24 protein-coding genes are annotated in these 25,495 nt (G+C 70.3%); 10 read left to right on the forward strand and 14 right to left on the reverse strand.

The window, feature by feature from the left end:
• Positions 1-31 precede the first annotated feature (31 nt).
• The 3 genes from hrpB (at position 32) to SLW55_RS15050 (ending at position 4,307) form a co-directional block, all read left to right on the forward strand.
• Positions 32-2,653 carry an ATP-dependent helicase HrpB gene (hrpB, locus tag SLW55_RS15040; RefSeq protein ID WP_267100082.1) on the forward strand — a complete coding sequence of 874 codons (2,622 nt, stop codon included), beginning with the start codon at positions 32-34 and terminating at the stop codon, positions 2,651-2,653.
• A 225-nt stretch (positions 2,654-2,878) separates the two neighbouring features.
• Positions 2,879-3,775, forward strand: coding sequence for a hypothetical protein (locus SLW55_RS15045; protein ID WP_267100081.1), 897 nt, complete (start codon positions 2,879-2,881; stop codon positions 3,773-3,775).
• Positions 3,776-3,896: 121 nt separating this feature from the next.
• Positions 3,897-4,307, forward strand: a complete 411-nt coding sequence (locus SLW55_RS15050) for a hypothetical protein (RefSeq protein WP_017908157.1) — start codon at positions 3,897-3,899, stop codon at positions 4,305-4,307.
• 193 nt (positions 4,308-4,500) lie between these two features.
• Here the strand turns inward: SLW55_RS15050 and SLW55_RS15055 are convergent, their stop codons facing one another.
• Both SLW55_RS15055 and SLW55_RS15060 read right to left on the reverse strand, forming a co-directional pair.
• Positions 4,501-5,037, reverse strand: a complete 537-nt coding sequence (locus SLW55_RS15055) for a pseudouridine synthase (RefSeq protein ID WP_320745353.1) — start codon at positions 5,035-5,037, stop codon at positions 4,501-4,503.
• A gap of 85 nt (positions 5,038-5,122) precedes the next feature.
• A complete protein-coding gene (locus tag SLW55_RS15060) occupies positions 5,123-5,980 on the reverse strand; it encodes a class I SAM-dependent methyltransferase (RefSeq protein WP_043094171.1) in 858 nt (285 codons plus the stop codon).
• Positions 5,981-6,155: 175 nt separating this feature from the next.
• On the opposite strand from SLW55_RS15060, the gene SLW55_RS15065 reads away from it, so the two are divergent.
• The 3 genes from SLW55_RS15065 (at position 6,156) to SLW55_RS15075 (ending at position 9,578) form a co-directional block, all read left to right on the forward strand.
• A complete protein-coding gene (locus SLW55_RS15065) occupies positions 6,156-7,115 on the forward strand; it encodes an aldo/keto reductase (protein ID WP_267085495.1) in 960 nt (319 codons plus the stop codon).
• Positions 7,112-8,149, forward strand: coding sequence for an NADP-dependent oxidoreductase (locus tag SLW55_RS15070; RefSeq protein ID WP_295941831.1), 1,038 nt, complete (start codon positions 7,112-7,114; stop codon positions 8,147-8,149). Before SLW55_RS15065 ends, SLW55_RS15070 begins: the two co-directional genes overlap by 4 nt.
• A gap of 559 nt (positions 8,150-8,708) precedes the next feature.
• Complete coding sequence (locus SLW55_RS15075) at positions 8,709-9,578, forward strand: IclR family transcriptional regulator C-terminal domain-containing protein (RefSeq protein WP_017908152.1); 870 nt, start codon at positions 8,709-8,711, stop codon at positions 9,576-9,578.
• 239 nt (positions 9,579-9,817) lie between these two features.
• Here SLW55_RS15075 and pcaC read toward each other — a convergent pair whose 3' ends face one another.
• From pcaC to SLW55_RS15115, 8 genes are all read right to left on the reverse strand, one after another.
• A complete protein-coding gene (gene pcaC / locus SLW55_RS15080; RefSeq protein WP_267096278.1) occupies positions 9,818-10,210 on the reverse strand; it encodes a 4-carboxymuconolactone decarboxylase in 393 nt (130 codons plus the stop codon).
• Between the two features lie 40 nt (positions 10,211-10,250).
• The gene (gene pcaD / locus SLW55_RS15085; protein ID WP_267121761.1) at positions 10,251-11,030 is read right to left on the reverse strand and encodes a 3-oxoadipate enol-lactonase; all 780 of its coding nucleotides are present in this window, start codon (positions 11,028-11,030) and stop codon (positions 10,251-10,253) included.
• Between the two features lie 112 nt (positions 11,031-11,142).
• A complete protein-coding gene (locus SLW55_RS15090; RefSeq protein ID WP_295935205.1) occupies positions 11,143-12,495 on the reverse strand; it encodes a 3-carboxy-cis,cis-muconate cycloisomerase in 1,353 nt (450 codons plus the stop codon).
• 66 nt (positions 12,496-12,561) lie between these two features.
• The gene (pcaG, locus tag SLW55_RS15095; protein WP_295935206.1) at positions 12,562-13,119 is read right to left on the reverse strand and encodes a protocatechuate 3,4-dioxygenase subunit alpha; all 558 of its coding nucleotides are present in this window, start codon (positions 13,117-13,119) and stop codon (positions 12,562-12,564) included.
• A 4-nt stretch (positions 13,120-13,123) separates the two neighbouring features.
• Positions 13,124-13,843 carry a protocatechuate 3,4-dioxygenase subunit beta gene (gene pcaH, locus SLW55_RS15100; RefSeq protein WP_209231246.1) on the reverse strand — a complete coding sequence of 240 codons (720 nt, stop codon included), beginning with the start codon at positions 13,841-13,843 and terminating at the stop codon, positions 13,124-13,126.
• 86 nt (positions 13,844-13,929) lie between these two features.
• Positions 13,930-15,138, reverse strand: coding sequence for a 3-oxoadipyl-CoA thiolase (pcaF, locus tag SLW55_RS15105; RefSeq protein ID WP_267100073.1), 1,209 nt, complete (start codon positions 15,136-15,138; stop codon positions 13,930-13,932).
• Entirely contained in the window at positions 15,135-15,806 is a 672-nt protein-coding gene (locus tag SLW55_RS15110; RefSeq protein WP_295965774.1) for a 3-oxoacid CoA-transferase subunit B, read from the reverse strand. Before SLW55_RS15110 ends, pcaF begins: the two co-directional genes overlap by 4 nt.
• Positions 15,794-16,483 (reverse strand): 3-oxoacid CoA-transferase subunit A, encoded by a 690-nt coding sequence (locus SLW55_RS15115; protein WP_017911717.1) that lies wholly within the window; start codon positions 16,481-16,483, stop codon positions 15,794-15,796. Before SLW55_RS15115 ends, SLW55_RS15110 begins: the two co-directional genes overlap by 13 nt.
• 327 nt (positions 16,484-16,810) lie before the next feature.
• On the opposite strand from SLW55_RS15115, the gene SLW55_RS15120 reads away from it, so the two are divergent.
• The 3 genes from SLW55_RS15120 to SLW55_RS15130 are packed head-to-tail and all read left to right on the forward strand — an operon-like array spanning position 16,811 to position 19,699.
• Entirely contained in the window at positions 16,811-17,887 is a 1,077-nt protein-coding gene (locus SLW55_RS15120; RefSeq protein WP_017908143.1) for an aromatic ring-hydroxylating dioxygenase subunit alpha, read from the forward strand.
• Between the two features lie 29 nt (positions 17,888-17,916).
• Positions 17,917-18,666, forward strand: coding sequence for a GntR family transcriptional regulator (locus tag SLW55_RS15125; protein ID WP_043090427.1), 750 nt, complete (start codon positions 17,917-17,919; stop codon positions 18,664-18,666).
• A gap of 49 nt (positions 18,667-18,715) precedes the next feature.
• Positions 18,716-19,699: a PDR/VanB family oxidoreductase gene (locus SLW55_RS15130; protein WP_295965776.1), complete on the forward strand. Its 984-nt coding sequence runs from the start codon at positions 18,716-18,718 to the stop codon at positions 19,697-19,699.
• 87 nt (positions 19,700-19,786) lie between these two features.
• Here the strand turns inward: SLW55_RS15130 and SLW55_RS15135 are convergent, their stop codons facing one another.
• Together SLW55_RS15135 and pobA are read right to left on the reverse strand one after the other, a co-directional pair.
• Positions 19,787-20,275 carry a nuclear transport factor 2 family protein gene (locus tag SLW55_RS15135; protein WP_017911713.1) on the reverse strand — a complete coding sequence of 163 codons (489 nt, stop codon included), beginning with the start codon at positions 20,273-20,275 and terminating at the stop codon, positions 19,787-19,789.
• 449 nt (positions 20,276-20,724) lie between these two features.
• Positions 20,725-21,903, reverse strand: coding sequence for a 4-hydroxybenzoate 3-monooxygenase (gene pobA / locus SLW55_RS15140; protein WP_295965778.1), 1,179 nt, complete (start codon positions 21,901-21,903; stop codon positions 20,725-20,727).
• 93 nt (positions 21,904-21,996) lie between these two features.
• Here pobA and SLW55_RS15145 point away from each other — a divergent pair, with 93 nt between their 5' ends.
• Positions 21,997-22,896 (forward strand): helix-turn-helix domain-containing protein, encoded by a 900-nt coding sequence (locus SLW55_RS15145; protein ID WP_017916016.1) that lies wholly within the window; start codon positions 21,997-21,999, stop codon positions 22,894-22,896.
• 303 nt (positions 22,897-23,199) lie between these two features.
• Here SLW55_RS15145 and SLW55_RS15150 read toward each other — a convergent pair whose 3' ends face one another.
• Both SLW55_RS15150 and SLW55_RS15155 read right to left on the reverse strand, forming a co-directional pair.
• The gene (locus SLW55_RS15150; RefSeq protein ID WP_267112278.1) at positions 23,200-24,669 is read right to left on the reverse strand and encodes a benzaldehyde dehydrogenase; all 1,470 of its coding nucleotides are present in this window, start codon (positions 24,667-24,669) and stop codon (positions 23,200-23,202) included.
• Between the two features lie 37 nt (positions 24,670-24,706).
• Positions 24,707-25,474 (reverse strand): coniferyl-alcohol dehydrogenase, encoded by a 768-nt coding sequence (locus SLW55_RS15155; protein WP_152235708.1) that lies wholly within the window; start codon positions 25,472-25,474, stop codon positions 24,707-24,709.
• Positions 25,475-25,495: the final 21 nt, after the last annotated feature.

Consider the following 25,495-nt stretch of genomic DNA (forward strand, 5'->3'; position numbering starts at 1 on the left):
CGGCGGCGCGGCGGCCACGTATCCTTTGCCGATGACGTCCGCCGTGTTTCCGATCGATCCGCTGCTGCCGCAACTTCGCGACAGCCTCGCCGCCCATCCGCGCCTGGTGCTGGAAGCCCCGCCCGGCGCCGGCAAGACCACCCAGGTGCCGCCGGCGCTGCTCGACGCGCCCTGGCTGCAGGGCCGGCGCATCGTGATGCTGGAGCCGCGCCGGGTCGCCGCGCGCAGCGCCGCCGCCTTCATGGCCCGGCAGCGCGGCGAGACGCCGGGCGAAACCGTGGGCTACCGCATCCGCTTCGAGAACAAGGTGTCCGCGCGTACCCGCATCGAGGTGGTCACCGAGGGCATCCTGACCCGCATGCTGCAGGACGACCCGATGCTTGAGGGCGTCGGCGCGCTGCTGTTCGACGAGTTCCACGAGCGCCACCTGGCCGCGGACCTGGGCCTGGCGCTGGCCCTGGACGTACAGGCGCAGGTGCGCGATGACCTGCGCATCGTGGTGATGTCGGCCACGCTGGACGGCGAGCGCCTGGCGCAGTTCCTCGATGCGCCGCGACTGTCCAGCGCCGGGCGCAGCTTCCCGGTGGAGATCGCGCACTTTCCCGCGCGGCGCGAGGAATCGCTGGAGGCGCAGACCCGGCGCGCGGTCGAGCACGCGCTGCAGCAGCACCCGGGCGACGTGCTGGTGTTCCTGCCCGGGCAGCGCGAGATCGGGCGGGTAAAGGCGGCGCTGGAAGCGGCGGGGGTTGGCGGTGGTGCGGCGGGTGGTGCTCCAGCAGGTGCCGCGTCCGGCTCGACCCCAGCTAGCACCGCCTCTGGCGTACCCTCATCCGGCGCTGCGCGCCACCTTCTCCCGGGGGGAGAAGGGAGCGGAGTGGAGGTCCTGCCGCTGCATGGCGAGTTGCCGGTGGAACAGCAGAGCAAGGTGCTGCAGCCGGATCCGCAGGGGCGGCGGCGCGTGGTGCTGGCGACCAACGTCGCCGAGTCCTCGGTGACGCTGCCCGGGGTGCGCGTGGTGATCGACGCCGGGCTGGCGCGGGAGCCGCACTACGATCCCAACAGCGGCTTCTCGCGGCTGGACGTGACCGCCATCGCCCAGGCCTCGGCCGATCAGCGCGCCGGCCGCGCCGGCCGTGTCGCCAGCGGCTGGACCTACCGGCTGTGGCCGCAATCGCAACGCCTGGAGGCGCAACGCCGCGCCGAGATCCTGCAGTTGGAGCTGGCCGGGCTGGCGCTGGAACTGGCCGCCTGGGGCAGCGATGGCCTGCGCTTCGTCGATCCGCCGCCAGCCGGCGCAATCGCCGCCGCCCGCGAGCTGCTGCAGCGGCTCGGCGCACTCGCAGAGAGTGGTGCCATCACCGCCAGCGGCCGGCGCATGCTCGCGCTGGGCACGCATCCGCGGCTGGCTGCGATGCTGCTGGCGGCCGGCGATGCGCGCGCACAGGCACTGGCCTGCGACCTCGCCGCGCTGATCGAAGCGCGCGATCCGCTACGCCAGGGCGGCGATGCGCTGGCCGCGCGCTGGCGCGCCCTGGCCGCATTTCGCCGCGGCCGCGTGCCGCACGACGCCAACCGCAGCGCGCTGGCGGCGATCGATGCCGCCGCCAAGCAGTGGCGACGGCGCCTGCGCAGCGACGCCGCCGCGCCGGACAGCGTGGAGGCGCACGAACTCGGCGATCTGCTGGCGCACGCCTTTCCCGACCGCGTCGGCACGCGTCACCCCAGCGATCCGCTGCGCTACCAGCTGGCCAATGGCCGCAGCGTGCGCTTGTTCGACAACAGCGACCTGCGCGGCGAGCCCTGGCTGGTCGCCACCGAACTGCGCCACGAGGCCAAGGACGCGTTGCTGCTGCGCGCCGCACCGTTGGACGAGCGCTACCTGCGCGCGCAGTTTCCGCAGCGCTTCGCACAGGAAGACGTGGTGCGTTGGGACCCGGAACGGCGCGCGCTCACGGCGCTGCGCGAAACTCGTTTCGATCGCATCGTGCTCGACAGCCGCCCCGCCGGCCGGGTCGAGCCGGCGCAGGCAGCCGCGGCGCTGACCGACGCGGTGCGCGAATTGGGACTGCAGGCGCTGCCCTGGAGCGAGAACCTGTCGCAATGGCGCGCACGGGTGGCGGGACTGCGCCAGTGGATGCCGGAACTGGAGCTGCCGGACCTGGGCGATACCGCGCTGCTGGCCAGCCTCGACGACTGGCTCCGCCCGGCCTTCGCCGGCAAGACCCGGCTCGATGCGCTGAGCGAGGACGAGCTGGGCGAGGCGCTGAAGGCGCGGCTGCCGTGGGACCGCCGCCAGGCCATCGACCGCCATGCCCCGGTGCGCATCGCGGTGCCCTCGGGCATGGAACGGCGCATCGACTACAGCCTGGACCATGCCGGGCAGCCGCAGCCGCCGGTGCTGGCGGTCAAGCTGCAGGAGCTGTTCGGCCTGGCCGACACCCCGCGCATCGCCGACGGCCGCGTGCCGCTGCTGCTGCACCTGCTCTCCCCCGGCGGAAGGCCGCTGCAGGTCACCCAGGACCTGCGCAACTTCTGGTCCAGCACCTACCCGGAAGTGAAGAAGGAGATGAAAGGCCGCTATCCGCGCCACCCGTGGCCGGACGACCCCTGGACCGCCACCGCCAGCCATCGCGCCAAGCCGCGCGGCACCTGAGCGCGCATCGAAGTCCGGGCGCACCCTCTCGCGGCGCGGCGCATTGTGCCTTCCACCCGCGTTGCGTATGTTGCGCTGGCAGAGATGTCCAAGGCGCCGCGGCGTTCTCGCATCACGCCGCGACAGCCCAGTCCGTTGGCCCCGGCAGCATCGTGTTGGTTCTTCCTGTCCGGGAAATCGCCGGTTTCACGACAACGCCGGCACATCACACAAGGCGACGTGCGCATGGCTCTGGACGGCGTGAAAATCCTCGATGGCGACTTGGCACACGATGCTTATGCGGCCGTGCTCGCGGCCGTTCAAGCCGGGCAACCGGCCACTGCCATCAGGAAGGCCTTCCCGCTGTTGCCTCGCAAGACATTCGACGACCTCGACAACGAACTCTATCTCACCAGCACCGCGCTCGCCTATTGGGAGTCGGGCCTGCTGTCCGCGTCCGACGTAGCGGACCTGGAAACGAAAGTCTGGAGCCTCTTTAATGAAAAGGACTGGGTAGGTCTTTTCGGCGCCAGTGAGGGGAAGAAGCGCAAGACGCAGCTCCAGGCACTTTTCAAGAAACTCGGCAAGCCGCACGCCGTCGCCGAACCGAAACCGATTGAAGGCATCTTTCGGGAAGACCAAGCCTATGCCTTCGCGCTGGGCGGGGGACTGTTCGGCGCCTTTCTCTGCGTGGGAATCGAGTACGTCGGAAGCAAGATCTCCCGTTACTCGATCGTCTTCTTCGATTACCAAGGTCCCCTGCCCCGTCTGGACGATCTGAAAAACGCCAGGCTGCAGGGTGGATTCGTTGCCAGTGCCGGGGATCGCTCCTTCGTGGCCCGGCATCAGCCGGGAGTGGAGAGGCTCTGGCAATTCGCCGGCAACGAGACGCTCGGCGAATTCGGACTACACCAGAACACGATTCGGCACACGCATCTCCTGGACATCGGAACGGAGGCCTTCGTGGAGCTGGGACGCATCCAACTCCAGGCGTCGCTGAAAGCGATGAAGTCCTCCAGCGTGCTCGAAGCACTGGAGCATTTCCAGGAAGATCTGGAGATCGCGCTATCGGCCGCCGCCTCACGGAAGGAATTGACTTTCTTCCCGGTCAGCCTGCTCGTCGATGCAGGAGCCTCAGGGTAGACGCCTCGCCACCGCGCCCCATTCATTCAGCCGGCAGACGAATCCACGGCGCCGCGCTAACGCCCCGTATACGGTAGGCGGGCGACACTGCAGCCTTCATTCCTGCCAGTAGGGGACGCCCATGAGCAAGCTGACCATCATCACCGATCGCGCCCTGGATCTCGCCAGCCACGCCGGCGACAGCCTCAAGCACTTCGGCCCGCAGGCGAACAAGTGGTTGCAGTCGGGCAAGGCGATGGGCGCGCTCAAGGCGGGCGCAGCGATGGGTGCAGTGAAGACCGGCTCCAAGGTCGCGCGCACCGCCGTGCGCCGCAACCCAGCCATCGCGATCGCCGCTGCCGCCGTGGGTGTGGGTCTGCTCGGCTACGCCATCTACCGCAAGCGCCAGCGCGACAAGGGCGCGCCGATCGAAGGCAATGCGCAGCGTATCGAAGCGGCCAACAAGCGCGGCAATGTCGGTGCGCGCCGCAGCGCCGCCAGCACCCGTGGCACGCGCCGCAATGCCGCAGCGCAGGACGCCACCGAAGAGTGAGATCCGCGCACTGCCGCTGACGGCAGCCGCCGCATGAAACGCAGCGACCGGGAGACATCCCGGTCGCTTTTTTATGGTTCGCCGCGCCTCTGCTTTTCCAACCCAGGAGTGGCTTCAGCCGCAACCGAGGCGTTACCGATGCGCTCCGGTCGCGGCTGACGCCGCTCCTGCAGGTCATTCGGCACAACACGCACTACAGCGCGCGCCAGGCCCCAGGCACCAACCCGTCCAGGCGGTGCGCGCCCATCGCCGCACGCACCAGGCGCAGCGTCGGCAGGCCGACCGCGGCCGTCATCCGCCGAACCTGGCGATTGCGGCCTTCGCGCAGCACGACCTGCAACCAGGCATCGGGCACGCTCTTGCGGAAGCGCACCGGGGGATCGCGCGGCCACAGCGATGGCGGCGCGTCCAGCAACGTCACCTCGGCCCGCGCGGTCGGGCCGTCGTTCAACAGCACGCCGTCGCGCAGGCGCTGCAGTTGCTCCGGTTGCGGCGCGCCTTCCACCTGCACCCAGTAGGTCTTGGGCTGCTTGTGCCGCGGATCGGTAAGACGGTGCGCCAGCGCGCCATCGTCGGTCAGCAGCAGCAGGCCCTCGCTGTCGTAGTCCAGGCGTCCGGCCGCATACACGTCGGCGGGCAGGCCGAACTCGGCCAGGGTGCGCCGCGGCGGCGTGCTGCGGTCGGTGAACTGGCACAGCACGTTGAAGGGCTTGTTGAAGGCGATCAGCATCGACGGGAACGGCGGCGGGCCTGCGCCGCACGGCGCGGCGCAGGCATTGTCCCATGCGTCCGCGCCGCGCCGCTCGTGCGCCGGCTCAGCGCTTGACGAATTTCAGGGTCATCCGGTCGCTCTCGCCGATCGCCTGGTACTTTGCATCATCGGCGGCCTCGTGCTGGTTGCTCGGCGGCAATGTCCATACGCCCCCCGGATAATCCTTGGTGTCGCGCGGATTGGCGTTGAGCTCGCTCTTGCCGGCCAGCTTGAAGCCGGCGGCCTCGGCCATAGCGATCACCTGCGCCTGACCGACATAGCCGCTCTTGTCGTCGGCCGGCACGTCGGCCTTGGCGCGGTGCTCGACCACGCCGAGCACGCCGCCGGGCTTGAGCACGTTGTAGAAGCCCTTGAACATGCCCTCGGCCTGGCCGGCCATGCGCCAGTTGTGCACGTTGCGGAAGGTCAGCACCAGGTCGGCCGAGCCGGGCGGGCCGAACACCGGTGCGTTCGGCGCATACGCGACGATGCGCGCGTGGTCGTACTGCGCCGGTGCCGCGGCGAACTTCTGCTCCAGGCCGGCGCGCGCCTTCTGCTGGTAGTCGCGGCCGCGCCCTTCAGGCACGGCGGTCGGATCCACCACCGCAGCGATGTACTGGCCGTGCTCGCGCAGGTACGGCGCCAGGATCTCCGCATACCAGCCGCCGCCCGGGGTGACCTCGATCACCGTCTGGGTCGGCTTGATGCCGAAGAACGCCAGGGTCTGGCCGGGATGGCGGTAAGCGTCGCGGGCGACGTTGGCGCGGTCGCGCCAGCTGCCGTTGATCGCCGCCTGCAGGGACGCGTCCGGCGCCGGCAGCGTCGCGGTGTCGGCAGGCTTGATCGCTTGCGCGGCAGGGGCGAGCAAGGCGGTGGCGACGGCCAGAGTACAGGCGCAGGCGAGCGAGGTTCGAAGCGTCATGGCAGGCATCCACAAGAGGAGGTGGGGCGAGCCTAGCATGCGGCCCGACAAGCCCGAATGTTGCGCTCCCGTTAGCACGAATCACGCCGGCGGAACGCTGTTTTCGCGAGCATTGGCCGATCCTTCGACCCCCGGCGACTATCCTGTCGCCTTTCCCCACAGTGGAGCGTTTTCCATGCTGCACACGCGCGAACTCGGCCGCTCTGGCCTGCATGCGGCACCGCTGGCGTTCGGCGGCAACGTGTTCGGCTGGAGCGCCGACGCCAAGACCTCCTTCGCCCTGCTCGATGCCTTCGTCGAGGCCGGCTGCAATCTCGTCGACACCGCCGACATCTACTCGGCCTGGGTCCCCGGCAATCACGGCGGCGAATCGGAAACGCTGATCGGACAATGGCTCAAGCGCAGCGGCAAGCGCGACAAGGTGCTGATCGCGACCAAGGTCGGCAAGTGGGCCGAACGCCCGGGCCTGTCGGCCGACACCATCGCCGCCGCCGCGGAGGACTCGCTGCAGCGCCTGCAGACCGACGTCATCGATCTGTACCAGGCGCACGCGGACGACGATTCGGTGCCGCTGGAAGCCACGCTGGCCGCGTTCGGGCGGCTGATCGAACAGGGCAAGGTGCGCGCCATCGGTGCTTCCAACTACAGCGCCGCGCGCCTGCGCGAGGCGCTGAACGTCTCCGCGCAATACGGCCTGCCCCGCTACGAAACGCTGCAGCCGGAGTACAACCTGTACGACCGCGCCGGCTACGAGGCCGAGCTGGAGCCGCTGGTGCACGAACAGGGACTGGGCGTGCTGTGCTACTACGCGCTGGCCAGCGGCTTCCTCAGCGGCAAGTACCGTCGCGCCGAAGACGCGGGCAAGAGCCAGGCACGCGGCGCCAGCGTGGTCGCGCGCTATCTCAACGCGCGCGGCCTGCGCATCCTCGCCGCGCTCGACGACATCGCCGGCAAGCATGCCGCCACGCCCACGCAGGTGGCGCTGGCCTGGTTGATGGCGCGGCCCGGCATCGTCGCGCCGATCGCCAGCGCGACCAGCCTGGAGCAACTGCAGGACTTGCTCGCCGCCGCGCGCCTGCAGCTGTCGGCCGAGGACATCGCGCAATTGAATACCGCAAGTGAGGAAACCGCATGACCACCCCCACCCAGACCACCCGCATCGTGCTCGCTTCGCGCCCGCAGGGCGCGCCGGGCACCGACAATTTCAGCATCGAACAGGCCCCGATTTCGCCACCCGGCCCCGGCCAGGTGCTGCTGCGCAATCGCTGGCTGTCGCTGGACCCGTACATGCGCGGGCGCATGAGCGATGCGCCGTCCTACGCGCCGCCGGTGCAACTGGGCGAGACCATGGTCGGCAGCACCGTGGCCGAGGTACTGCACTCCAATTCCCCCGACCATGCGCCGGGCGATCTGGTGCTGGTGCAGAACGGCGGCTGGCAGACCCATCTGGTCGTCGACGGCGCCAGCCTGCGGCGCAAGCTCGACCCCAACTCGCCGCTGCCGCCGAGCACCGCGCTGGGCGTGTACGGCATGCCCGGCTTCACCGCCTACGCCGGCCTGCACGAGATCGGCAAGCCGCAGCCGGGCGAGACCGTGGCGGTCGCCGCGGCCACCGGCCCGGTCGGCGCCACCGTGGCGCAGATCGCCAAACTGCGCGGGGCCAAGGTCATCGCCATCGCCGGCGGCGCGGAAAAATGCCGCTACCTGCGCGAGGAACTGGGCGTGGACGTGGCCCTGGACCACCGCGCCAAGGACTTTGCCGAGCAGTTGCGCGCCGCCGCGACCGACGGCATCGACGTGTACTTCGAGAACGTCGGCGGCCACGTGTTCGATGCGGTGCTGCCGCTGCTCAACGATTTCGCGCGGGTGCCGGTGTGCGGCACCATCGCCACCTACAACGCCAACGGCGCCTTGCCACCGGGGCCGGACCGGATGCCGGCACTGATGGGCCAGGTGCTGCGCCAGCGCCTGACCCTGCGCGGCTTCATCGTCGGCGACTTCGTCAAGCTGTACCCGGAGTTCCTGCGCGAGATGGGCGCCTGGCTGGCCGACGGCCGCGTACGCTACCGCGAGCACGTGGTGGACGGGCTGGAAAAGGCGCCACAGGCTTTCATCGACATGCTGAGCGGCGGCAACTTCGGCAAGCTGGTGGTGCGGCTGGGCGACTGAAGCGAGAAGGTCCGAGGCTGTCGGGACTGATCCCACAAAATGCACGAGAGTCCTTCCCACATCGTGCCCGGACACTGATCACCGCGAGTCGCTGTAGCAGTCGCGATCGCTTGGCTTTGGATGTTGCTGTTGCCCTTGTTTTTGACTTACTGGGTTCCCTTCCGAAGCGGCGGCCATCGCGGGGAAACACCCGAAGGGCGGCGTACATGGATGTACGCCGTCCGCGGCAGGGGCAGGATGCCCCTTCCGCGGATCCCCGTGATGGACGCGGACCCGGAGCGCGCAGCGCGGAGGGCGCGAGGCAGGGCGCGCTTTCTTTTGGTTACTTTTCTTTGCGCGAGCAAAGAAAAGTAACTCGCCCGTGAGGGCGAAAGCCTTAGCTTTCGCTTGAGATTTGCGTGTCGGATGAAAAAGAACCGTAGGAGCGGCTGTCGCAGCGCCCATCTGCTTCATGACGCGGGACGATCGCCTGGCGCCTGGCGCCCTCGACCACACCCCAGCATCGACGCCCGCGAGTACAGCCACTACCATCGGACGCATCGCCGCCGCCGCCGCTTCCATGTCCGAGTCCCCGCGTCCCCCTCGCGCACGCCGCACCGCGCGCGCCGCCACCGCCCCCACCCCGCCCGAGCGCGGCCTGGCCGCGGAACTGATGCGGCGCATCGGCGAGTGCGAAGGCGACCCGAACTTCATGACCTCGCTGGCACGCGGTCTGGCCGTGCTCAGCGCCTTCGGCCAGCACAGCCGCGACGTCAGCATGGCCCAGCTCAGCGCCGACACCGGCATCCCGCGTGCCGCGGTGCGGCGCGTGCTGTACACGCTGGAGAAGCTGGGCTACGCCGGCACCCACGGCCGCGGCTACGTGCTGCTGCCGCGCGCGCTGGGCATCGGCAGCGGCTACCTGTCCACCGCCGCGCTGTCGGTGGCGGCGCAGCCGGTGCTGGACGCGCTGCGCGACACCCTGCACGAGTCCTGCTCGCTGGGCGTGCTCGATGGCGACGACCTGCTGTACGTGGCGCGTGCGGAAACCGTGCGGATCATGTCGATCGGCCTGCGCGCCGGCAGCCGCCTGCCGGCGTACTGCACCTCAATGGGCCGGGTACTGCTGGCGGCGCAGCCGGGCGACACCTTGAACAGCTATCTGGAGCGCAATCCGCTGCGCCCGCGCACCGAACGCACCGTCACCGACCGCGCGCAGTTCCAGGCCCTGCTCGAGCGCGTGCAGCGCGACGGCTACGCGGTGGTGGACCAGGAACTGGAGATCGGCCTGCGCTCGGTGGCGGTGCCGGTGCGCAACCGCCAGGACCGCGTGGTCGCCGCGCTCAACGTCGGCAGCTCGGTGGCGCGGATGACCCTGGGCAGCCTGCAGAGCACGGTGCTGCCGGCGCTGCGGCATGCGGCGCAGCAGTTGAGTCGGGTGCTGGACTGACCCGCATCCGCCCCTGCGGGGCACCTTTCCCTCCGACGAAACAAGGGATAAGCCCCTCTCCCCCCGGGAGAGGGGTTGGGGTGAGGGTCCGGCACGCGCCGCGATCTGGCCGATACCACGCATCTGCCGAAGCAACGCAACGTGTCAGCCACGCGTCGCATCGTGTCGTTCGCGGCGCTCGGTGCAGCGGACCGCGTGTCACGATCATTCCCAGCCGAGCCGCAACAGCGGCGCCGGGCTCAATCCGTCCCTTCGGCGGCCTGCTCGGCCAGGATCGGCGCGGCCAGGGCGAAGGCGTGGTTGGCCGCGGGCACGCCGCAATAGATCGCCGCCTGCAGCAGCACTTCCTTGATTTCGTCGGCGCTGACGCCGTTGTTGCGCGCGGCGCGCACGTGCAGCTTGAACTCTTCGTCGTGGCCGCGCGCCACCATCATCGCCAGGGTCAGCAGCGAGCGCGTGTGCCGCGGCAGGCCCTCGCGGGTCCACACCGTGCCCCAGGCGGTACGGGTGATGAACTCCTGGAACTCCTCGGTGAACGGCGTGCGCGCGGCCAGCGAGCGGTCGACGTGGGCATCGCCGAGCACCGCGCGGCGCACCTGCAGGCCGGCGGCGTAGCGTTCGTTCTCGTGCATCGGGGGCGACTCCTGAAACGTGGGGAAAAGCGGGCGTTGGCTACTGCAGCAGGAAGCGCAGCAGCGCGTCGTTGAAGGCGTGCGGCGACTCGACGTTGCACAGGTGGCGGCCGTGCACCTCGGCCTCCTCGCCCTGCGCCACCTGCGCGGCGATGGCCTGCAGATCGGCCGGCGGACACACCGGATCGTCGTGCCCGGCCACGGCCAGCACCGGCACGCCGATCTCGCCCAGGCGCGCGCGGAAGTCGGCCTCGGCCAGCGCCTGGCAGCAGCCGATGTAGGCCTGCGCATCGGTGGCGCGGAAACTCTCCAGGATCGCCTCGACGGTGGCTGGCTGCGCCTCGGCGAAGGCCGCGGTGAACCAGCGCGTGCGGGTGCCGTCGCACAGCGGCGCCAGGCCCTCGGCGCGCACTTGCTCGATGCGCGCCTGCCAGCTCTCGGCGCTGCCGATTTTGGCCGCGGTGGCGCACAGGGCGAGGCTGAGCAGGCGCTCGCCCGCGTGCAGGCCCAGCCACTGCCCGGTCAGCCCGCCGATCGACAGGCCGCAGAAATGGCTGCGCTCGATCGACAGCGCATCCCAGAGCGCCACCACGTCGCCGCCGAGGTCGGCGATGGCATAGGGCGCCGGCGGGGTGGTGGACGCGCCATGGCCGCGACGGTCGTAGCGCAGCACGCGGAAGTGCGGCGACAGCGCGGCAATCTGCGCGTCCCACATGTGCAGGTCGGTGCCGAGCGAGTTGCACAGGGTCAGCCACGGACGGCCTTCGCTGCCGTCGATGCGGTAATGCAGACGATGCGTGGGCAGGTCGAGGATCGGCATGGGCGGCGCTCGCAGGAAAAGTGGAAGGGGCCACGGCGGCACGGAACCGCGCGACACCGGCAAGTCTAGAACGTGGCGCCGACGCTGCGGCAGACAGGCACGGCGCGACGGCTCACGCGCGCGCCTGCGCGGCGAGCACGCGCTCGATCCACACCGCGGCCATGCCGCGCCAGCTGTCGCTGGCGAACAGCGCATCCAGATCCGCCGGCGCCAGCACCGCGGTCACCTGCGGCTCCTCGGCCAGCACCGCGCGCAGGTGCTGCTGCGTGGCCAGCGCGCGGCGCACCGCGGTTTCCACCAGCGCGTGCGCGGCAGCCTTGCCCAGATGCGCAGCCAGGGTCACCGCCACCGCCTCGGCGTAGAGCAGGCCGCCGTGGCTGTCCAGATGCGCGGACATGCGCGCGCGGTCCAGCTCCAGGCCTTCGATCAGCACCCGCACCTGGGCCAGGCTGCCGGCGCTCAGACGCACCAGTTCCGGCAGGGTCTCCCATTCGGCATGCCAGCCGCCGACCGCGCGCTCGTGTTCCTGCGGCAGCGCCGCGAACAAGGTCGCCAGCAGGCCCGGCGCGCGCGTGGCCGCGGCGATCGCGACCACGCAGCCGACCGGATTGCGCTTGTGCGGCATCGCCGAGGAGCCGCCCTTGCCCGCCGCCGCCGGTTCGAACGCCTCGGCCACTTCCGACTGCATCAGCAAGGCGACGTCGCGGCCGATCTTGCCGAGGCTGCCAGCCAGCAGCGCGAACGCCGCGCCGATCTCGCCGATCCGGTCGCGCGCCGCGTGCCAGGGCAGCGCCGGCAACGGCAGCCGCAATTCCTCGGCCAACGCCTCGGCCACGGCCAGGCCCTGCGACTGCAGCGCAGCCAGGGTGCCGGCGGCACCGCCGAACTGCAGCACCAACGCATCCTCGCGCAGCGCCTGCAGGCGTCGGCGGCTGCGCTGCAGCGCGTCCAGCCAACCCGCGGCCTTCAGCCCGAAGGTCACCGGCACCGCCTGCTGCAACAGGGTGCGCCCGGGCAGCCCGGTGTCGCGCTCGCGCTGCGCCAACGCCGCCAGCGCCGTGCACAGCGCGTCCAGTTGCGCTTCCACGTGGTCGAGCGCGGCGCGCAGTTGCAGCACCGCGCCGCTGTCGATGATGTCCTGGCTGGTCGCGCCCCAGTGCACCCAGCGCGCGGCGTCTTCATCGGCGGCGGCGACCTGCGCGGTGAGCGCCTTGACCAGCGGAATCGCCGGATTGCCGGCCAATGCGGTGGCGGCGGCAAGCGCCGGCAGGTCGTAGCGCGCGGCATCGCAGGCGGCGGCGATCGGCGCCGCTGCGTCGGCCGGGATCACGCCGCAGCGTGCCTGCGCGCGCGCCAGCGCCGCTTCCACGTCGAGCATGGCCTGCAGGCGCGCGCGGTCGTCGAACAGCGCATCGACGGCCGGATCGCCGAACAGCGGACGCAACAGGGACTCGGAGACGCTCATCGGTTCGTAGGCGGTGGAGAGATCATGCAGCGTAACCGCTGCAGCCTGTGCGGGATGTCGCTGCGCTCAGTAGCGGAAGAACACGGTCTCGTGCTCGCCCTGCATGCGCACGTCCCACTGGTAGCGGTTGGGCGCCTGCGGTTGCGCGACCAGGGTCGCGCGGCACTCGGCCGGCACCTGCGCCAGGATCGCGTCGCCCTCCAGGTTGTCGTCGCCGAAGTACAGCCGGGTCGGCGCGGCGCGCAGCAGGCCGCGCATGAACACCAGCACCACCAGGTGCGGTGCCTGCAGACCCTTGGGCCCGGCGACGCACCCGGGCTTGACCGTGCGGAAGGCGAAGCGGCCCTGCGCGTCGGTCGGTACCCGGCCCCAACCGTGGAAGGCGGGATCGTGTTCGCCGCGGCGCGGATCGGCGGCATGGTCGTAGATGCCGGCGGCATCGGCCTGCCAGATCTCCAGCAGCGCATCGCCGACCGGTGCGCCGTTGCCGTCGAACACGCTGCCCACGATCTCCACGTGGGTACCCTGCGCCTGCGCCGGCGCGATCTCGGTGCGGTACAGCGGTTCCAGCCCGATCCGGTAATAGGGGCCGACCGTCTGCGAAGGGGTTGCCTGGAAACTCATCGCCTCACTCCCAAGGGGTCTGCTTGCGTCCGCGCAGGACGATGTCGAAACGGTAGCCCAGCGCGAACTCGTTGGCGGTGGTCTCCCAGTCGAACGCGGAGACCATGCGCTCGCGCGCCTTGGGGTCCTCCACGCAGTTGAAGATCGGGTCGAACGCCAGCAGCGGGTCGCCGGGGAAATACATCTGGGTGACCAGGCGCTGGCCGATGCCGTCGCCGTGCAGCGAGAAATGGATGTGCGCCGGGCGCCAGGCGTTGTAGTGGTTGCGCCACGGATAGGCGCCGGGCTTGATGGTGGTGAAGCGGTAGCGGCCGTGGTCGTCGGTCAGCACTTGGCCGGTGCCGATGAAGTTGGGATCCAGCGGCGCGTCGTGCTGGTCGCCGGCGTGCAGGTAGCGGCCGGCGGCGTTGCACTGCCACACCTCGACCACGCTGTTGCGCACCGGCTTGCCGTTCTCGTCGAGCAGGCGCCCGCTGACGATGATGCGCTCGCCCAGCGGCGCACCGGGGAAGCCGGCGGTGAGATCGGCGGCGTGTTCGCCGAGGGTGGTGCGGTCCAGGGTCGGGCCGGTCGCTTCGGACAGGGTCAGCGGGATCGCGATCGGATCGCGGGTCGGGCCGCGGGCGCCGGTGGAGGCGTAGGGCGGGTGCAGGTAAGCCGGCTGCGTCCCGGGGTACGGGCGGCGATAGCCGAGCAGGGGATCGATGGGGGTGTCGTCGCGCATCGTGCGGTCTCGCTGGCTCCGCGCGGAGCCGGTTGGCTGGAAGAATGATGCAGGTGTGCGGGGCGCAGCGTCGATGGGGCGAGCGGCTACAGCCGCTCGATCGCCAGCGCCACGCCCTGGCCGACGCCGATGCACATGGTCGCCAGACCGCGGCGACCACCGCTGGCCTCGAGCTGGCGCAGCAGGGTCAGGGCGAGGCGCGCGCCGCTCATGCCCAGCGGATGACCGAGCGCGATCGCGCCGCCGTTGGCGTTGACGTGTGCGGCATCGTCGGCGACGCCGAGTTCGCGCAGGCAGGCCAGGCCCTGCGCGGCAAACGCCTCGTTGAGTTCGATCGCATCGAAATCGCCGATGGACAGCCCCAGCCGCGCCAGCAGCTTGCGCGTGGCAGGCACCGGGCCGATGCCCATGTAGGCCGGCTCCACGCCGGCGCTGGCGAAGCCCAGCACGCGTGCGCGCGGGGTCAGGCCCAGCGCCTGCACCTGCGCGTCGCTGGCCAGCAGCAGCGCGGCGGCACCATCGTTGATGCCCGAGGCATTGCCGGCGGTGACGGTGCCGGGCTGGCGGAAGATCGGCTTGAGCCTGGCCAGCGCCTCGGGCGTGGTGTCGGCGCGCGGATGCTCGTCGACGCCGACCTCGATGGTCTCGCCGCGCTTCTTGCCCGGCGCGGTCACCGGCACGATCTCGCCGTCGAAGAAACCGGCGGCCTGCGCGGCCGCGGTGCGCTGCTGGCTGCGCAGGGCGAAGGCGTCCTGGTCCTCGCGCGAGATGCCGTAGCGTGCGGCCACGTTCTCGGCGGTCTCGCCCATCAGCTCCACGCCATACAGTTGCTGCAGCTTCGGATTGACGAAGCGCCAGCCCATGGTGGTGTCTTCGAGCTGCTGGTTGCGGGCGAAGGCGCTGTCGGCCTTGCCCATCACCCACGGCGCGCGCGACATCGACTCGACGCCGCCGGCGATGGCCAGGCCCAGCTCGCCGGCGCGGATGCCGCGCGCGACGGTGCCGATGGCATCCAGGCCGGAACCGCACAGGCGGTTGACCGTGCTGCCCGGCACGCCGAACGGCAGGCCCGCCAGCAGCAGGCTCATGCGCGCGACATTGCGGTTGTCCTCGCCTGCCTGGTTGGCGCAGCCCAGGTAGACGTCGTCGAGTTGCGCCGGATCCAGCTGCGGCTGCCGCGCCAGCAGCGCCTGCAGCGGCACTGCGCCGAGGTCGTCCGCACGCACCCCGGCCAGGGCGCCGCCGTAGCGGCCGATCGGCGTGCGGATGCCGTCGATGATGTAGGCCTCGTTCATGCCGCCTCCGTGGAATCGGCCAGGGTCAGCGCCAGCCCGGTGGCCTGGCGCAAGTCGTCCAGGCTCACGCCTTCGACCAGTTCGAGCACGCGCGCGCCATCCGGCCCCAGCGCGAACACGCCCAGGTCGGTGTACACCCGCGACACGCAGCGCAGCCCGGTCAACGGATAGCTGCAGGCGCTGACCAGCTTGGGCTCGCCGCGCTTGGTCAGCAGTTCCATCATCACGTAGACCTGCTTGGCGCCGATCGCCAGATCCATCGCGCCGCCGACCGCCGGGATCGCATCGGCCGCGCCGGTGCTCCAGTTGGCCAGGTCGCCGTGCACCGACACCTGGAACGCGCCGAGCACGCACACGTCCAGGCGCCCGCTGCGCATCATCGCGAACGAGTCGGCGTGGTGGAAATAGCAGCCACCGGTCAGCAGCGTCACCGGCTGCTTGCCGGCGTTGATCAGGTCCAGGTCCTCCTGCCCCGGCGGCGGCGCCGGCCCCATGCCGAGGAGGCCGTTCTCGCTGTGCAGGAAGATCTCCTTGTCCGCCGGCAGGAAGTTGGCCACCGCGGTCGGCAGGCCGATGCCCAGGTTGACGTAGGCGCCCTCGGGGATGTCGTGCGCCACCCGTGCGGCCAGCGCGTTGCGGTCGATGCCGCGCCCGTTCAATGCGTGCATGCGCCCTCCTGTGCGGTGGCCACCGCCACCACCCGTTGCACGAAGATGCCCGGCGTCACCACCGCTTCCGGATCCAGCGCGCCGAGTTCCACCACTTTCTCCACCTGCACGATCGCGCAGGTCGCGGCCATCGCCATCAGCGGGCCGAAGTTGCGCGCGGTCTTGCGGTACACCAGGTTGCCCCAGCGGTCGCCGTGGTGCGCCTTGATCAGCGCGAAATCGGCGCGGATCGGATACTCCAGTACGTAGTGGCGGCCGTCGATCTCGCGGGTCTCCTTGCCGGCGGCCAGCTCGGTGCCGTAGCCGGTGGGGGTGAAGATCGCGCCCAGGCCGTTGCCGGCCGCGTGAATGCGCGCGGCCAGGTTGCCCTGCGGCACCAGCTCCAGTTCCAGCTCGCCGGCGCGGTAGGCCGCGTCGAAGTGCTGCGAGTCGCTCTGCCGCGGGAACGAGCACACGATCTTGCGCACGCGCTTGTGCTTGATCAGCGCAGCCAGCCCGGTCTCGCCGTTGCCGGCGTTGTTGTTGACGATGGTCAGCTCGCGCGCGCCCTGCGCGATCAATGCATCGATCAGCGCATCGGGCATGCCCGCCGTGCCGAAGCCGCCGATCATCACCGTGGCGCCATCGTGGATGTCGGCCACTGCGTCGGCGCACGAAGCCAGGGTCTTGTCGATCATCGGCGCCGCTCCACCGTCGCCGGCCGCGGGCGCAGCACGCGTTGGCGCAAGCGCATTACAAGGTCTGCCACGACATCCTCCTCCAGGTCGCTCCGGGAGGCCACGTTAGGCCCGCTCCGGCGGGCGGTCAATCCGATTATCGGATGAGCAGTTCGATAAACGAACAATTTAACGATGTGGCAACGGCACGCCGGCCCATCCCTGTTGTATACATTCGGCCATCGCCGCATCTCGGGCGATGGCGTAAAGGCAGTGCCAGTTCGCCCTCCGCCCGCAACACGCAAGGATCTTCCCCAGCCCGTTGTATACACAATCGAGGTCGCCGCCATGCAGTCGTCCGCTCCGGCATTTCCGCTCAATGCCTGGTACGCCATCGCCTGGGATCACGAGGTCAAGCACGCGCTGCTGCCGCGCAAGGTGTGCAATCTGGACATCGTGCTGTACCGCACCAGCAGCGGCCGCGTCGCCGCGCTCGAGGACGCCTGCTGGCATCGGCTGGTGCCGCTGTCGATGGGCCGGCTGCGCGGCGACGACGTGGTCTGCGGCTACCACGGCCTGGTCTACGACGCGAACGGGCGCTGCGTGCACATGCCTTCGCAGGACACCATCAATCCGTCCGCCTGCGTGCGCCGCTTCCCCACCGTGGAACGGCACCGCTACGTCTGGGTGTGGCCGGGCGATGCGGCGCTGGCCGACCCTGCGCTGGTGCCGGACCTGCACTGGAACGACGACCCGGCCTGGGCCGGCGATGGCCGCACCATCCACGTCAAGTGCGACTACCGGCTGGTGCTGGACAACCTGATGGACCTGACCCACGAGACCTTCGTGCACGGCTCCAGCATCGGCCAGGACGAGGTCGCCGAGGCGCCGTTCGACGTGGTCCATGGCGAACGCAGCACGGTGGTCTCGCGCTGGATGCTGGACATCGACCCGCCGCCGTTCTGGGCCTGGCAGATCGAACATGCGCACGGCTACCGCGGCAAGGTCGACCGCTGGCAGATCATCCGCTTCGAGGCGCCCTGCACCATCGCCATCGATGTGGGCGTGGCGGTGGCCGGCAGCGGCGCGCCGCAGGGCGACCGCTCGCGCGGGGTCAACGGCTACGTGCTCAACACCATCACCCCGGAAACCGATCGCACGTGCCACTACTTCTGGGCATTCGCGCGCAACCATTCGTTGCACGAGCAGTCGATCACCACGCGCCTGCGCGACGGCGTCAGCGGTGTGTTCGGCGAGGACGAGCTGATCCTGGAAGCGCAGCAGCGCGCCATCGACGCGCATCCGGACCACGTGTTCTACAACCTCAACGTCGATGCCGGCGGCATGTGGGCGCGGCGGCTGATCGAGCGCATGGTCGCCGCCGAGCAGCGCAACCAGGACCTGCAGCTGCGCATGGTCGGATGAACCGCCGCCAGGATCCCGGAGCCACCGCCATGTCCGCCGCGCATCCGTTCCGCTCCAGTGCCGCGCAGACCACCCGCGCCCTGCTGGAAGTGCGCGAGCTGATCCTGGCCGGCGCCCTGCCCGCCGGCGAGCGCCTGTCCGAGGTCGCGCTGGTGGAGCGCCTGGGCGTCTCGCGCACGCCGGTGCGCGCCGCCCTGCAGCGACTGGCCGAGGAAGGCCTGGTGCAGCCGCTGCGTGGCGGCGGCTACGCGGTGCAGGCGTTCGACGAGGCCGATGTGGACGACGCCATCGAACTGCGCGGCACCCTGGAAGGGCTGGCCGCGCGCCGCGCGGCCGAGCGCGGTGCCGAGCCGGCCTTGCTGGCGCGGGCGCAGGCGCTGCTGGCGCAGATCGACGCCGTCCTGGCGGCGCGACCGCTGAGCGAGGAGGCCTTCGCCCGCTATGTGGACTGCAACGCGCAGTGGCACGCCTTGCTGTTCGAGATGGCCGGCAGTGCGCTGCTCTCGCGCGAGTTCGCGCGCGTCGCGCAACTGCCGTTCGCCTCGCCCAGCAGCTTCGTGCTCGAGCGCGGCCAGGCCGCCACTGTGCTGTCGATCGCGCAGGACCAGCACCGTCAGGTGCTGGACGCGATCGTGCGCCGCGAAGGCGCGCGCGCCGAAGCGCTGATGCGCGAACACGCGCGGCTGGCGCAGCGCAACGCCCACCACGCCCTGCACGACCAGAACGCGCTGGGCCAGATCCCCGGCAGCCGTCTGCTGCGGCGCCGCCCACCCGCCTGATCGCGGCGCACACGCGTCCGATCTCCCCCTCCGCCTGCCGGACCCCGCCATGCGCAAAGACACCCAGTGGACCACCGCCCGCGTCGTCGCCGTCGCCACGCCGTGCCAGGACGTGCGCGAGATCGTGCTCGATCCCGGCCGCGCCAGCCGCCCGTTCACCGTGGGCAGCCACCTCGACGTGCGCGTGCGCATCGGCGAGGCCTGGCACGAGCGCTCCTACTCGCTGGTCGGCGAGCCCGCCGCAGATGGCCACTACCGCATCGCGGTGCGCGCGGTGCCCGGCAGCCGCGGCGGGTCGCGCGCGATGTGGACGCTGGCGCCAGGCGACCAACTGGAGATTTCCTCTCCCAACAACCACTTCGCGCTGGACGAGACCGCCGAGCACATCGTGCTGGTCGCCGGCGGCATCGGCATCACCCCGATTCTGGGCATGGCGCAACGGCTGGCGCGCGGGCGCATCCCGTTCCAGGTGCTGTACGCCGGCCGCAGCCGCGCCAGCATGGCCTACCTGGAGCATCTGCAGGACCTGCTGGGCGAGCGCCTGCAGCTGTTCTGCCCGGAGCATCTGGGTCAGCTCGAGCTGGCCGCGCAGATCGCGCAATGGCCGCGCAACGCCGACGTCTACGCCTGCGGCCCGCTGCCGCTGCTGGACGAACTGCGGCAACGCTGGCGCGACGACGGCCGCGCGCGTGCACGCCTGCATTTCGAGACCTTCGGCAACAGCGGCAACGCACCGGCGCAGCCGTTCGTGGTGCAGGTGCCGGCGCTGGGCAAGACCGTGCAGGTCGCCGAGAACGAGTCGCTGCTGGATGCGCTGAGCGCGGCCGGCGTGGAAGTCATGGCCGACTGCCGCCGCGGCGAATGCGGCCTGTGCGTGGTCGAGGTGCTGGACGCGGCCGCGCCCCTGGACCACCGCGACGTGTTTCTCAGCGACGAGCAGCGCCACAGCAACCGCAAGCTGTGCGCTTGCGTCTCGCGCGCGCTCGGCGGCAGCGTCAGCATCGACACCGGCTACCGCGCCGACGCGTTCTGACGCCTGCGCGCATTCCCCTCGCAGCGCGCAGGTGCCGTCCACGCGGGTGGACGGCACCTGCCAGCGATCAACGCGCGCGACGCGACCTCACTTGGTCGCCGCGTCCCAATGCTCCTGGATCTTGCCGTTCTGGATGCGGAACATGTCGAACCAGGTAGTCGTGTAAGTCTTGCTGGCGTCCTTGGGATCGGGCAACGTGCGCACCGACACCAGGGTCACGTAGTCGCCCTCGGCCAGGATCGCCACCAGCGGCAACTGCACCCGCGGCTGGATCGGCGTCGGCTTGACGAAGGAGGTCAGGAACGCCAGGAACGCATCGCGGCCATTGGCCACGTTCGGGTTGTGCTGAATGTAGTCCTTGGCCATGTACATCGGCGCATATTCGGTGTGCCCGGCTTCGAACACGATGCGCCAGAAGTCGTAGACCAGGCGCTTGTTGGCGGTGGTGCGCCAGTCCTCGCCGTGCAGCAGCTGCGCGTGGTTGGGATTGGCGGTGACCGCGGTCTGCGCGAACGCGGACGCGACCGGGAGCGCAAGCAGCAGCGCCAGCAGACAGGCCTGAAAACGGATCTTCATGGAAGACTCTCCGGTGGGGGAACAGGGGGAATGCGCAGTGCCGCTGCGCTGCCGCGATGCGCGGCAACGTCGGCACCGGCGCGGCTGCAGCGTAGCAACGCGCCGTGCCTGCGCGAGGCAGGAAATCGCGAAAATCACGCGGATTTACCGGCTTTTTTCCTGGTCTGGGAGAATCGCCACAGTTACCTCGATATCAGAAATGGCGCGGTAACACGCACCTGAAGGTGCGCATGCAGTGCATGGCGCCGCGATGTGTTGGCGCTCTGCACCCTCATCCATCGGCGCGCCTGATCGCCGTCATCGATCGCAATGACCGACGGCTCTTCTGTCGAGAGTGGGAATTCGGAATTCGGGATTGAAAGAAAGCGGAGAAAGGACACCATCGACGTGCGCAGGGGAACCGGGACGCGGCTTTACGAATCCCCAATCCCGACTCCCCAATCCCCCCGCTAAAGCGCCAACGGCAATCCCGCGTAATTCTCGGCAATGGTCGCGCGTCCGGCGGCACTGCCGAGCAGGTAGTCCAGTTCCGCATCGTGCAGGCGCCGGCTGAACGCGTCCTCGTCCGGGAAGCGATGCAGCATCGTGGTCATCCACCAGGAAAAGCGCTCGGCCTTCCACACGCGCTGCAGGGCCAGTTCCGAGTAGCGCTGCAGCGGCGCGTCGCTGCGCTCCTGCTGCGCCTGCGCGAACAGGTGCGCGAGCAGGCCGACATCGCCGGCAGCGAGGTTCAGGCCCTTGGCGCCGGTCGGCGGCACGATGTGTGCGGCATCGCCGGCCAGGAACAGGCGGCCGTACTGCATCGGTTCGGCGACGTAACTGCGCAGCGGCGCGATGCTCTTCTCCAGCGACGGGCCGGTGACCAGCGCCTGCGCCACGTCGTCGGGCAGGCGCCGACGTAGCTCGTCCCAGAAGCGATCGTCCGACCAGTCCTCCACCCGCTCGTCCGCCGGCACCTGCACGTAGTAGCGGGTGCGGGTGGGAGAACGCATGCTGCACAGCGCGAAACCACGCGCATTGCGCGCATAGATCAGTTCGTCGGCCACCGGCGGAGTGTCGGCCAGCACGCCCAGCCAGCCGAACGGATAGATCCGCTCGTACACACGCAGCACCTCGGCCGGAATCGCGCGGCGGCTGACCCCGTGGAAGCCGTCGCAGCCGACCACGTAGTCGCAATCCAGGCGCTGCGTGACGCCATCCTGCAGGAAGCTCAGCCACGGCTGCAGCCCGGCGATGTCGTGCAACTGCACATCCTCGACGGAATAGAGGGTAGCGGCGCCGGCGGCGCGGCGTGCGTCCATCAGGTCGCGGGTCACTTCGGTCTGGCCGTAGACGGTGACCGCACGGCCACCGGTCGCCGCACTCAGTTCGATGCGTTCGCGGCGCTGCTCCAGCGCCAGTTCGAAGCCGTGGTGGACGATGCCTTCGCGCCGCATGCGCGCGCCGGCACCGGCGGCGCACAGCAGGTCGGCGGTGCCCTGCTCCAGTACGCCGGCACGGATCCGCGACAGCACGTGTTCCGGCGTCTGCCGCTCGACGATGACGGTGTCGATGCCGTGGCCGTGCAGCAACTGCCCGAGCAGCAGCCCTGCCGGGCCGGCGCCGACGATGGCGACCTGGGTACGCATACGTCCTCCGAAGGATGGGACAGACCCACAGTGTTCCGGTTGCGGCGTGCCGAGGACATGGATCATCGCGACCGATTCCGGTACTTTTCGCCGATGCCCCGCACTGCCTCCGCCGCTGTCGCGTCGCCCGCCACGGTCCCGGCGTTTCGCCTGTACGGCGAGACCGGCGACAGAGGGACATCGGACCTGTTGCACTGGGAATCCATCGCCGCGCGCAGCCGCCTGCACGACTGGCACATCCGCCCGCACCGCCACGGCGATCTGCTGCAACTGCTGTATCTGCAACGCGGCAGCGCCGGCCTGCACTTGGACGGAACGCAGCAGCGCCTGCGCGGGCCATGCCTGCTGCTGTTGCCGCCGCTGTGCGTGCACGGCTTCCGTTTCCAGCGCAACGTGCGCGGCCATGTCGTGACCGTGTCGGCGCCGCTGCGGCAGCGCCTGGCGGCGCAATGGCCGAATCTGGACGAAGCGCTGGCGCGGCCGCTGTGCCTGCCCGCCGGCGATCAGCAAGCGATGCTGGACGCCTGCTTCGCCGCCATCGCCGCCGAACACACACAGCACCGCCCCGGCCGCGAGCCGATGCTGCAGGCGCTGGTCACGCAGGCCTTGCTATGGGCGGCGCGCGGCGCTCTGGCGGATGCCCATCGCGATCCGCACGATGCCGACCGCGGCGCGCGCCACGTGCGCGCCTACACCGCGCTGATCGACGCGCATTACCGCGAGCATTGGCCGCTGGCCCGCTATGCCGACCGGCTCGGGCTGAGCCGCAGCCATCTCAACGCGCTGTGCCGGCGCCTGGCCGGCGCCTCGGCGCTGGAACTGTTGCAACGCCGGATCATGCTCGAGGCGCGGCGCAGCCTGGTCTACACCACCTTGACCGTGCAGCAGCTGGCCGAAGTCCTGGGTTATGCCGATGCGGCGTATTTCAGCCGCTGCTTCCGCCGGCATGCGGGGTGTTCGCCGATCCAGTTCCGGCAGCGCGCGCAGGGGTGACACGACCCGCAGCCAGTACGGAGATCGCGGTGCGGTCGCTTTACTGTGGGAGGGACTTCAGTCCCGACGCGTGATCGATGATCGACCAGTCCCGCTTCGTTCGTCGCGGCTGAAATGGCGAGTCACCGCAGAAGCGTCGGGACTGAAGTCCCTCCCACAATGCAGTGTCGGCGCCGGTGCCGGTGCCAGGGCCCTATTGGCCGCGCGTAGCTCAACACGCACGCAACGGAACAATCATCTCTCCCGCAATCAATGCATCCACGCGCACAACCGGGCGCCACATCGACGCCCGGCGACTTGTCCTCAGAACGGATACTGCGGCGCGCTGTCCTGGATCGTCACCCACTGCCAGTGCGTGTACTGGCCCCAGTCGGCCGGGCCGCCCATGCTGGTGCCGTTGCCGGAGGCGCCGGTACCGCCGAACGGATTGGTGACTTCGTCGGCCACGGTCTGGTCGTTGATGTGCAGCAGGCCGGTGTGCAGGCGCTCACCCAACGCCATCGCGCGACCGACCGACGCCGACAGGATGCCGGCGGACAGGCCGTACTCGGTCTGGTTGGCCAGCGCCACCGCCTCGTCGTCGCTGTCGAAGGCGATGACGTTGGCGACCGGTCCGAACACTTCCTCCTCGAACGCCGGCATGCCCGGCTGCACGTTCGACAGCACCGTGGCCGCATAGAACAGGCCCTCGTGGGTGCCGCCGGCCTCGACCACGGCGCCGGCCGCCACCGAGGCATCCACCACGTCCTTGACGTGCTGCAGCTGGCGCTGGTCGATGATCGGACCGAGCGCGACGTGTGCGGTGGCCGGGTCGCCGACCGGCAGGTGCCGTGCCTTCTCGGCCAGGCGCCGGGTCAGCTCCGCGGCGATGCTGCGCTGGACCAGCACGCGGCCGGTGGCCATGCAGATCTGGCCCTGGTGGAAGTACGCGCCGAAGGCGATCGCCGACACCGCCTTGTCCAGGTCGGCATCCTCGAGCACGATCAACGAGTTCTTGCCGCCCAGTTCCAGCGCGGTCTTCTTGAGGTGCTTGCCGGCCAGTTCGCCGATACGGCGGCCGGCGGCGGTGGAACCGGTGAACGCGATCATCGGCACGCCCGGCGCTTCGACCAGCGCCTGGCCGGCATCCGCGCCGCCTGGCAGCACGTGCAGCAGGCCCTTCGGCAGGCCGGCCTGCTGCAGCACCTCGGCGATGACGAAACCGCCAGCGTACGGCGTGCGCGGATCGGGCTTGAGCACCACCGCATTGCCCACCGCCAGCGCCGGCGCCACCGAACGCAACGACAGCACCAGCGGGAAATTGAACGGCGAGATCACCCCGACCACGCCCAGCGGCAAGCGTCGCGCCAGGCTCAGCCGGCCCGGCGCGGTCGGCAGCACCTGGCCCTGCGCCTGCAGCGGCATCGCCGCGGCCTGCTGCAGCAGCACGATCGCCTCGCGCACCTCGTGCTCGCCCTTGGGCAGGATGCCGCCGGTCTCGCGGGCAATCAGCGCGGCGGCCGCGGCCGCATGCTGCTGCAATACCTGCGCGGCGCGATGGAACACGGCCGCGCGCTCGCGCGGCGGCGTGGCCGCCCAGGCGCGTTGCGCGTCGCGCGCCTGGGCTACCGCCGCGGCCACGTCGGCGGCATTGGCCTGGCCGACGCGGTGCAGCGGCGTGCCGCTGCCCGGTTCGATCACCTCGAGGACGCCGCCCTGGGCGGCGACCCACTCGCCGTTGAAGATGCGCTCGCTCCAGGTGGATGCGGCGGCCAGGGGTTCGGTGCTGTGCATGCTGTGTGCTCTCGTGGAAAGAGGAAGAAAGAGTCGTTCAGAGGGCGGTGGCGGCCAGTCCGCCATCCACCGGCAGGTTGACGCCGTTGATCCAGCGCGCCGCATCGGAGGCGAGGAACACCACCGCTTCGGCGACCTCGTCGGCATAGGCAGGACGCTTCATCTTTCCGGCATCGGCCTGGACCCGCTCGGGCCCGAGCATGGTGACGAAATCGCCCAGGATCGGCGTGAACACCGGACCGGGCGCGACGCTGTTGACCCGCACCGAATGCGCGGCGAACCAGTCGCGCGAGCGCAGCAGCGTCCACACGATCAGCGCTTCCTTGAAGTACTGGTAGCAGGTCGCCTGCGGCACCGGATGCGCCGCCAGCCAGTCGCTGCCGGCGGCGTAGCTGTCGGCGGCGGCCAGCTGCTTGTGCAGGTCCAGCCGCTGCGGCCACTCGGCGCCGAGGATGGAGGCGATGTTGATGATGCTGCCGCCGGGCACGATGCGCGGCAGCAACGCCTGGCTGAGGTGGCGCAGGCCCAGGTAGTTGACCTTCGCCACCACGTCCACCGGCGCGGTGCCGGGCACGCCGGCGATGTTGGCCAGCGCATCGATGCGCTCGGGCAGCTGCGCCACCAGCGCGTCGATCGAGGCCGGGTCGCCCAGATCGGCCTGGTGGAAGCCGTGCAGGGTCATGTTGACCGGCTGGCGGTCGATGCCGATCACGGTGGCGCCGTGGAAGCGCGCCAGGCGCGCGACCTCGGCGCCGATGCCGGAGGCCACGCCGGTGACGAGGATTGTCTTGTTGTGCAGGTTCATGGCAGCGCGTGTCCGTTGCGA

Origin of the sequence: Xanthomonas sp. LF06-19 (genome assembly GCF_034105425.1) — a bacterium.
Classification (GTDB): domain Bacteria; phylum Pseudomonadota; class Gammaproteobacteria; order Xanthomonadales; family Xanthomonadaceae; genus Xanthomonas_A; species Xanthomonas_A sontii.

Excerpts from the sequence above, each read along its gene's own strand:
- hrpB (WP_267100082.1), top strand. The coding sequence starts at position 32 with ATGACGTCCGCCGTGTTTCCGATCGATCCGCTGCTGCCGCAACTTCGC.
- SLW55_RS15045 (WP_267100081.1), top strand. The coding sequence starts at position 2,879 with ATGGCTCTGGACGGCGTGAAAATCCTCGATGGCGACTTGGCACACGAT.
- SLW55_RS15050 (WP_017908157.1), top strand. The coding sequence starts at position 3,897 with ATGAGCAAGCTGACCATCATCACCGATCGCGCCCTGGATCTCGCCAGC.
- SLW55_RS15055 (WP_320745353.1), bottom strand. The coding sequence starts at position 5,037 with ATGCTGATCGCCTTCAACAAGCCCTTCAACGTGCTGTGCCAGTTCACC.
- SLW55_RS15060 (WP_043094171.1), bottom strand. The coding sequence starts at position 5,980 with ATGACGCTTCGAACCTCGCTCGCCTGCGCCTGTACTCTGGCCGTCGCC.
- SLW55_RS15065 (WP_267085495.1), top strand. The coding sequence starts at position 6,156 with ATGCTGCACACGCGCGAACTCGGCCGCTCTGGCCTGCATGCGGCACCG.
- SLW55_RS15070 (WP_295941831.1), top strand. The coding sequence starts at position 7,112 with ATGACCACCCCCACCCAGACCACCCGCATCGTGCTCGCTTCGCGCCCG.
- SLW55_RS15075 (WP_017908152.1), top strand. The coding sequence starts at position 8,709 with ATGTCCGAGTCCCCGCGTCCCCCTCGCGCACGCCGCACCGCGCGCGCC.
- pcaC (WP_267096278.1), bottom strand. The coding sequence starts at position 10,210 with ATGCACGAGAACGAACGCTACGCCGCCGGCCTGCAGGTGCGCCGCGCG.
- pcaD (WP_267121761.1), bottom strand. The coding sequence starts at position 11,030 with ATGCCGATCCTCGACCTGCCCACGCATCGTCTGCATTACCGCATCGAC.
- SLW55_RS15090 (WP_295935205.1), bottom strand. The coding sequence starts at position 12,495 with ATGAGCGTCTCCGAGTCCCTGTTGCGTCCGCTGTTCGGCGATCCGGCC.
- pcaG (WP_295935206.1), bottom strand. The coding sequence starts at position 13,119 with ATGAGTTTCCAGGCAACCCCTTCGCAGACGGTCGGCCCCTATTACCGG.
- pcaH (WP_209231246.1), bottom strand. The coding sequence starts at position 13,843 with ATGCGCGACGACACCCCCATCGATCCCCTGCTCGGCTATCGCCGCCCG.
- pcaF (WP_267100073.1), bottom strand. The coding sequence starts at position 15,138 with ATGAACGAGGCCTACATCATCGACGGCATCCGCACGCCGATCGGCCGC.
- SLW55_RS15110 (WP_295965774.1), bottom strand. The coding sequence starts at position 15,806 with ATGCACGCATTGAACGGGCGCGGCATCGACCGCAACGCGCTGGCCGCA.
- SLW55_RS15115 (WP_017911717.1), bottom strand. The coding sequence starts at position 16,483 with ATGATCGACAAGACCCTGGCTTCGTGCGCCGACGCAGTGGCCGACATC.
- SLW55_RS15120 (WP_017908143.1), top strand. The coding sequence starts at position 16,811 with ATGCAGTCGTCCGCTCCGGCATTTCCGCTCAATGCCTGGTACGCCATC.
- SLW55_RS15125 (WP_043090427.1), top strand. The coding sequence starts at position 17,917 with ATGTCCGCCGCGCATCCGTTCCGCTCCAGTGCCGCGCAGACCACCCGC.
- SLW55_RS15130 (WP_295965776.1), top strand. The coding sequence starts at position 18,716 with ATGCGCAAAGACACCCAGTGGACCACCGCCCGCGTCGTCGCCGTCGCC.
- SLW55_RS15135 (WP_017911713.1), bottom strand. The coding sequence starts at position 20,275 with ATGAAGATCCGTTTTCAGGCCTGTCTGCTGGCGCTGCTGCTTGCGCTC.
- pobA (WP_295965778.1), bottom strand. The coding sequence starts at position 21,903 with ATGCGTACCCAGGTCGCCATCGTCGGCGCCGGCCCGGCAGGGCTGCTG.
- SLW55_RS15145 (WP_017916016.1), top strand. The coding sequence starts at position 21,997 with ATGCCCCGCACTGCCTCCGCCGCTGTCGCGTCGCCCGCCACGGTCCCG.
- SLW55_RS15150 (WP_267112278.1), bottom strand. The coding sequence starts at position 24,669 with ATGCACAGCACCGAACCCCTGGCCGCCGCATCCACCTGGAGCGAGCGC.
- SLW55_RS15155 (WP_152235708.1), bottom strand. The coding sequence starts at position 25,474 with ATGAACCTGCACAACAAGACAATCCTCGTCACCGGCGTGGCCTCCGGC.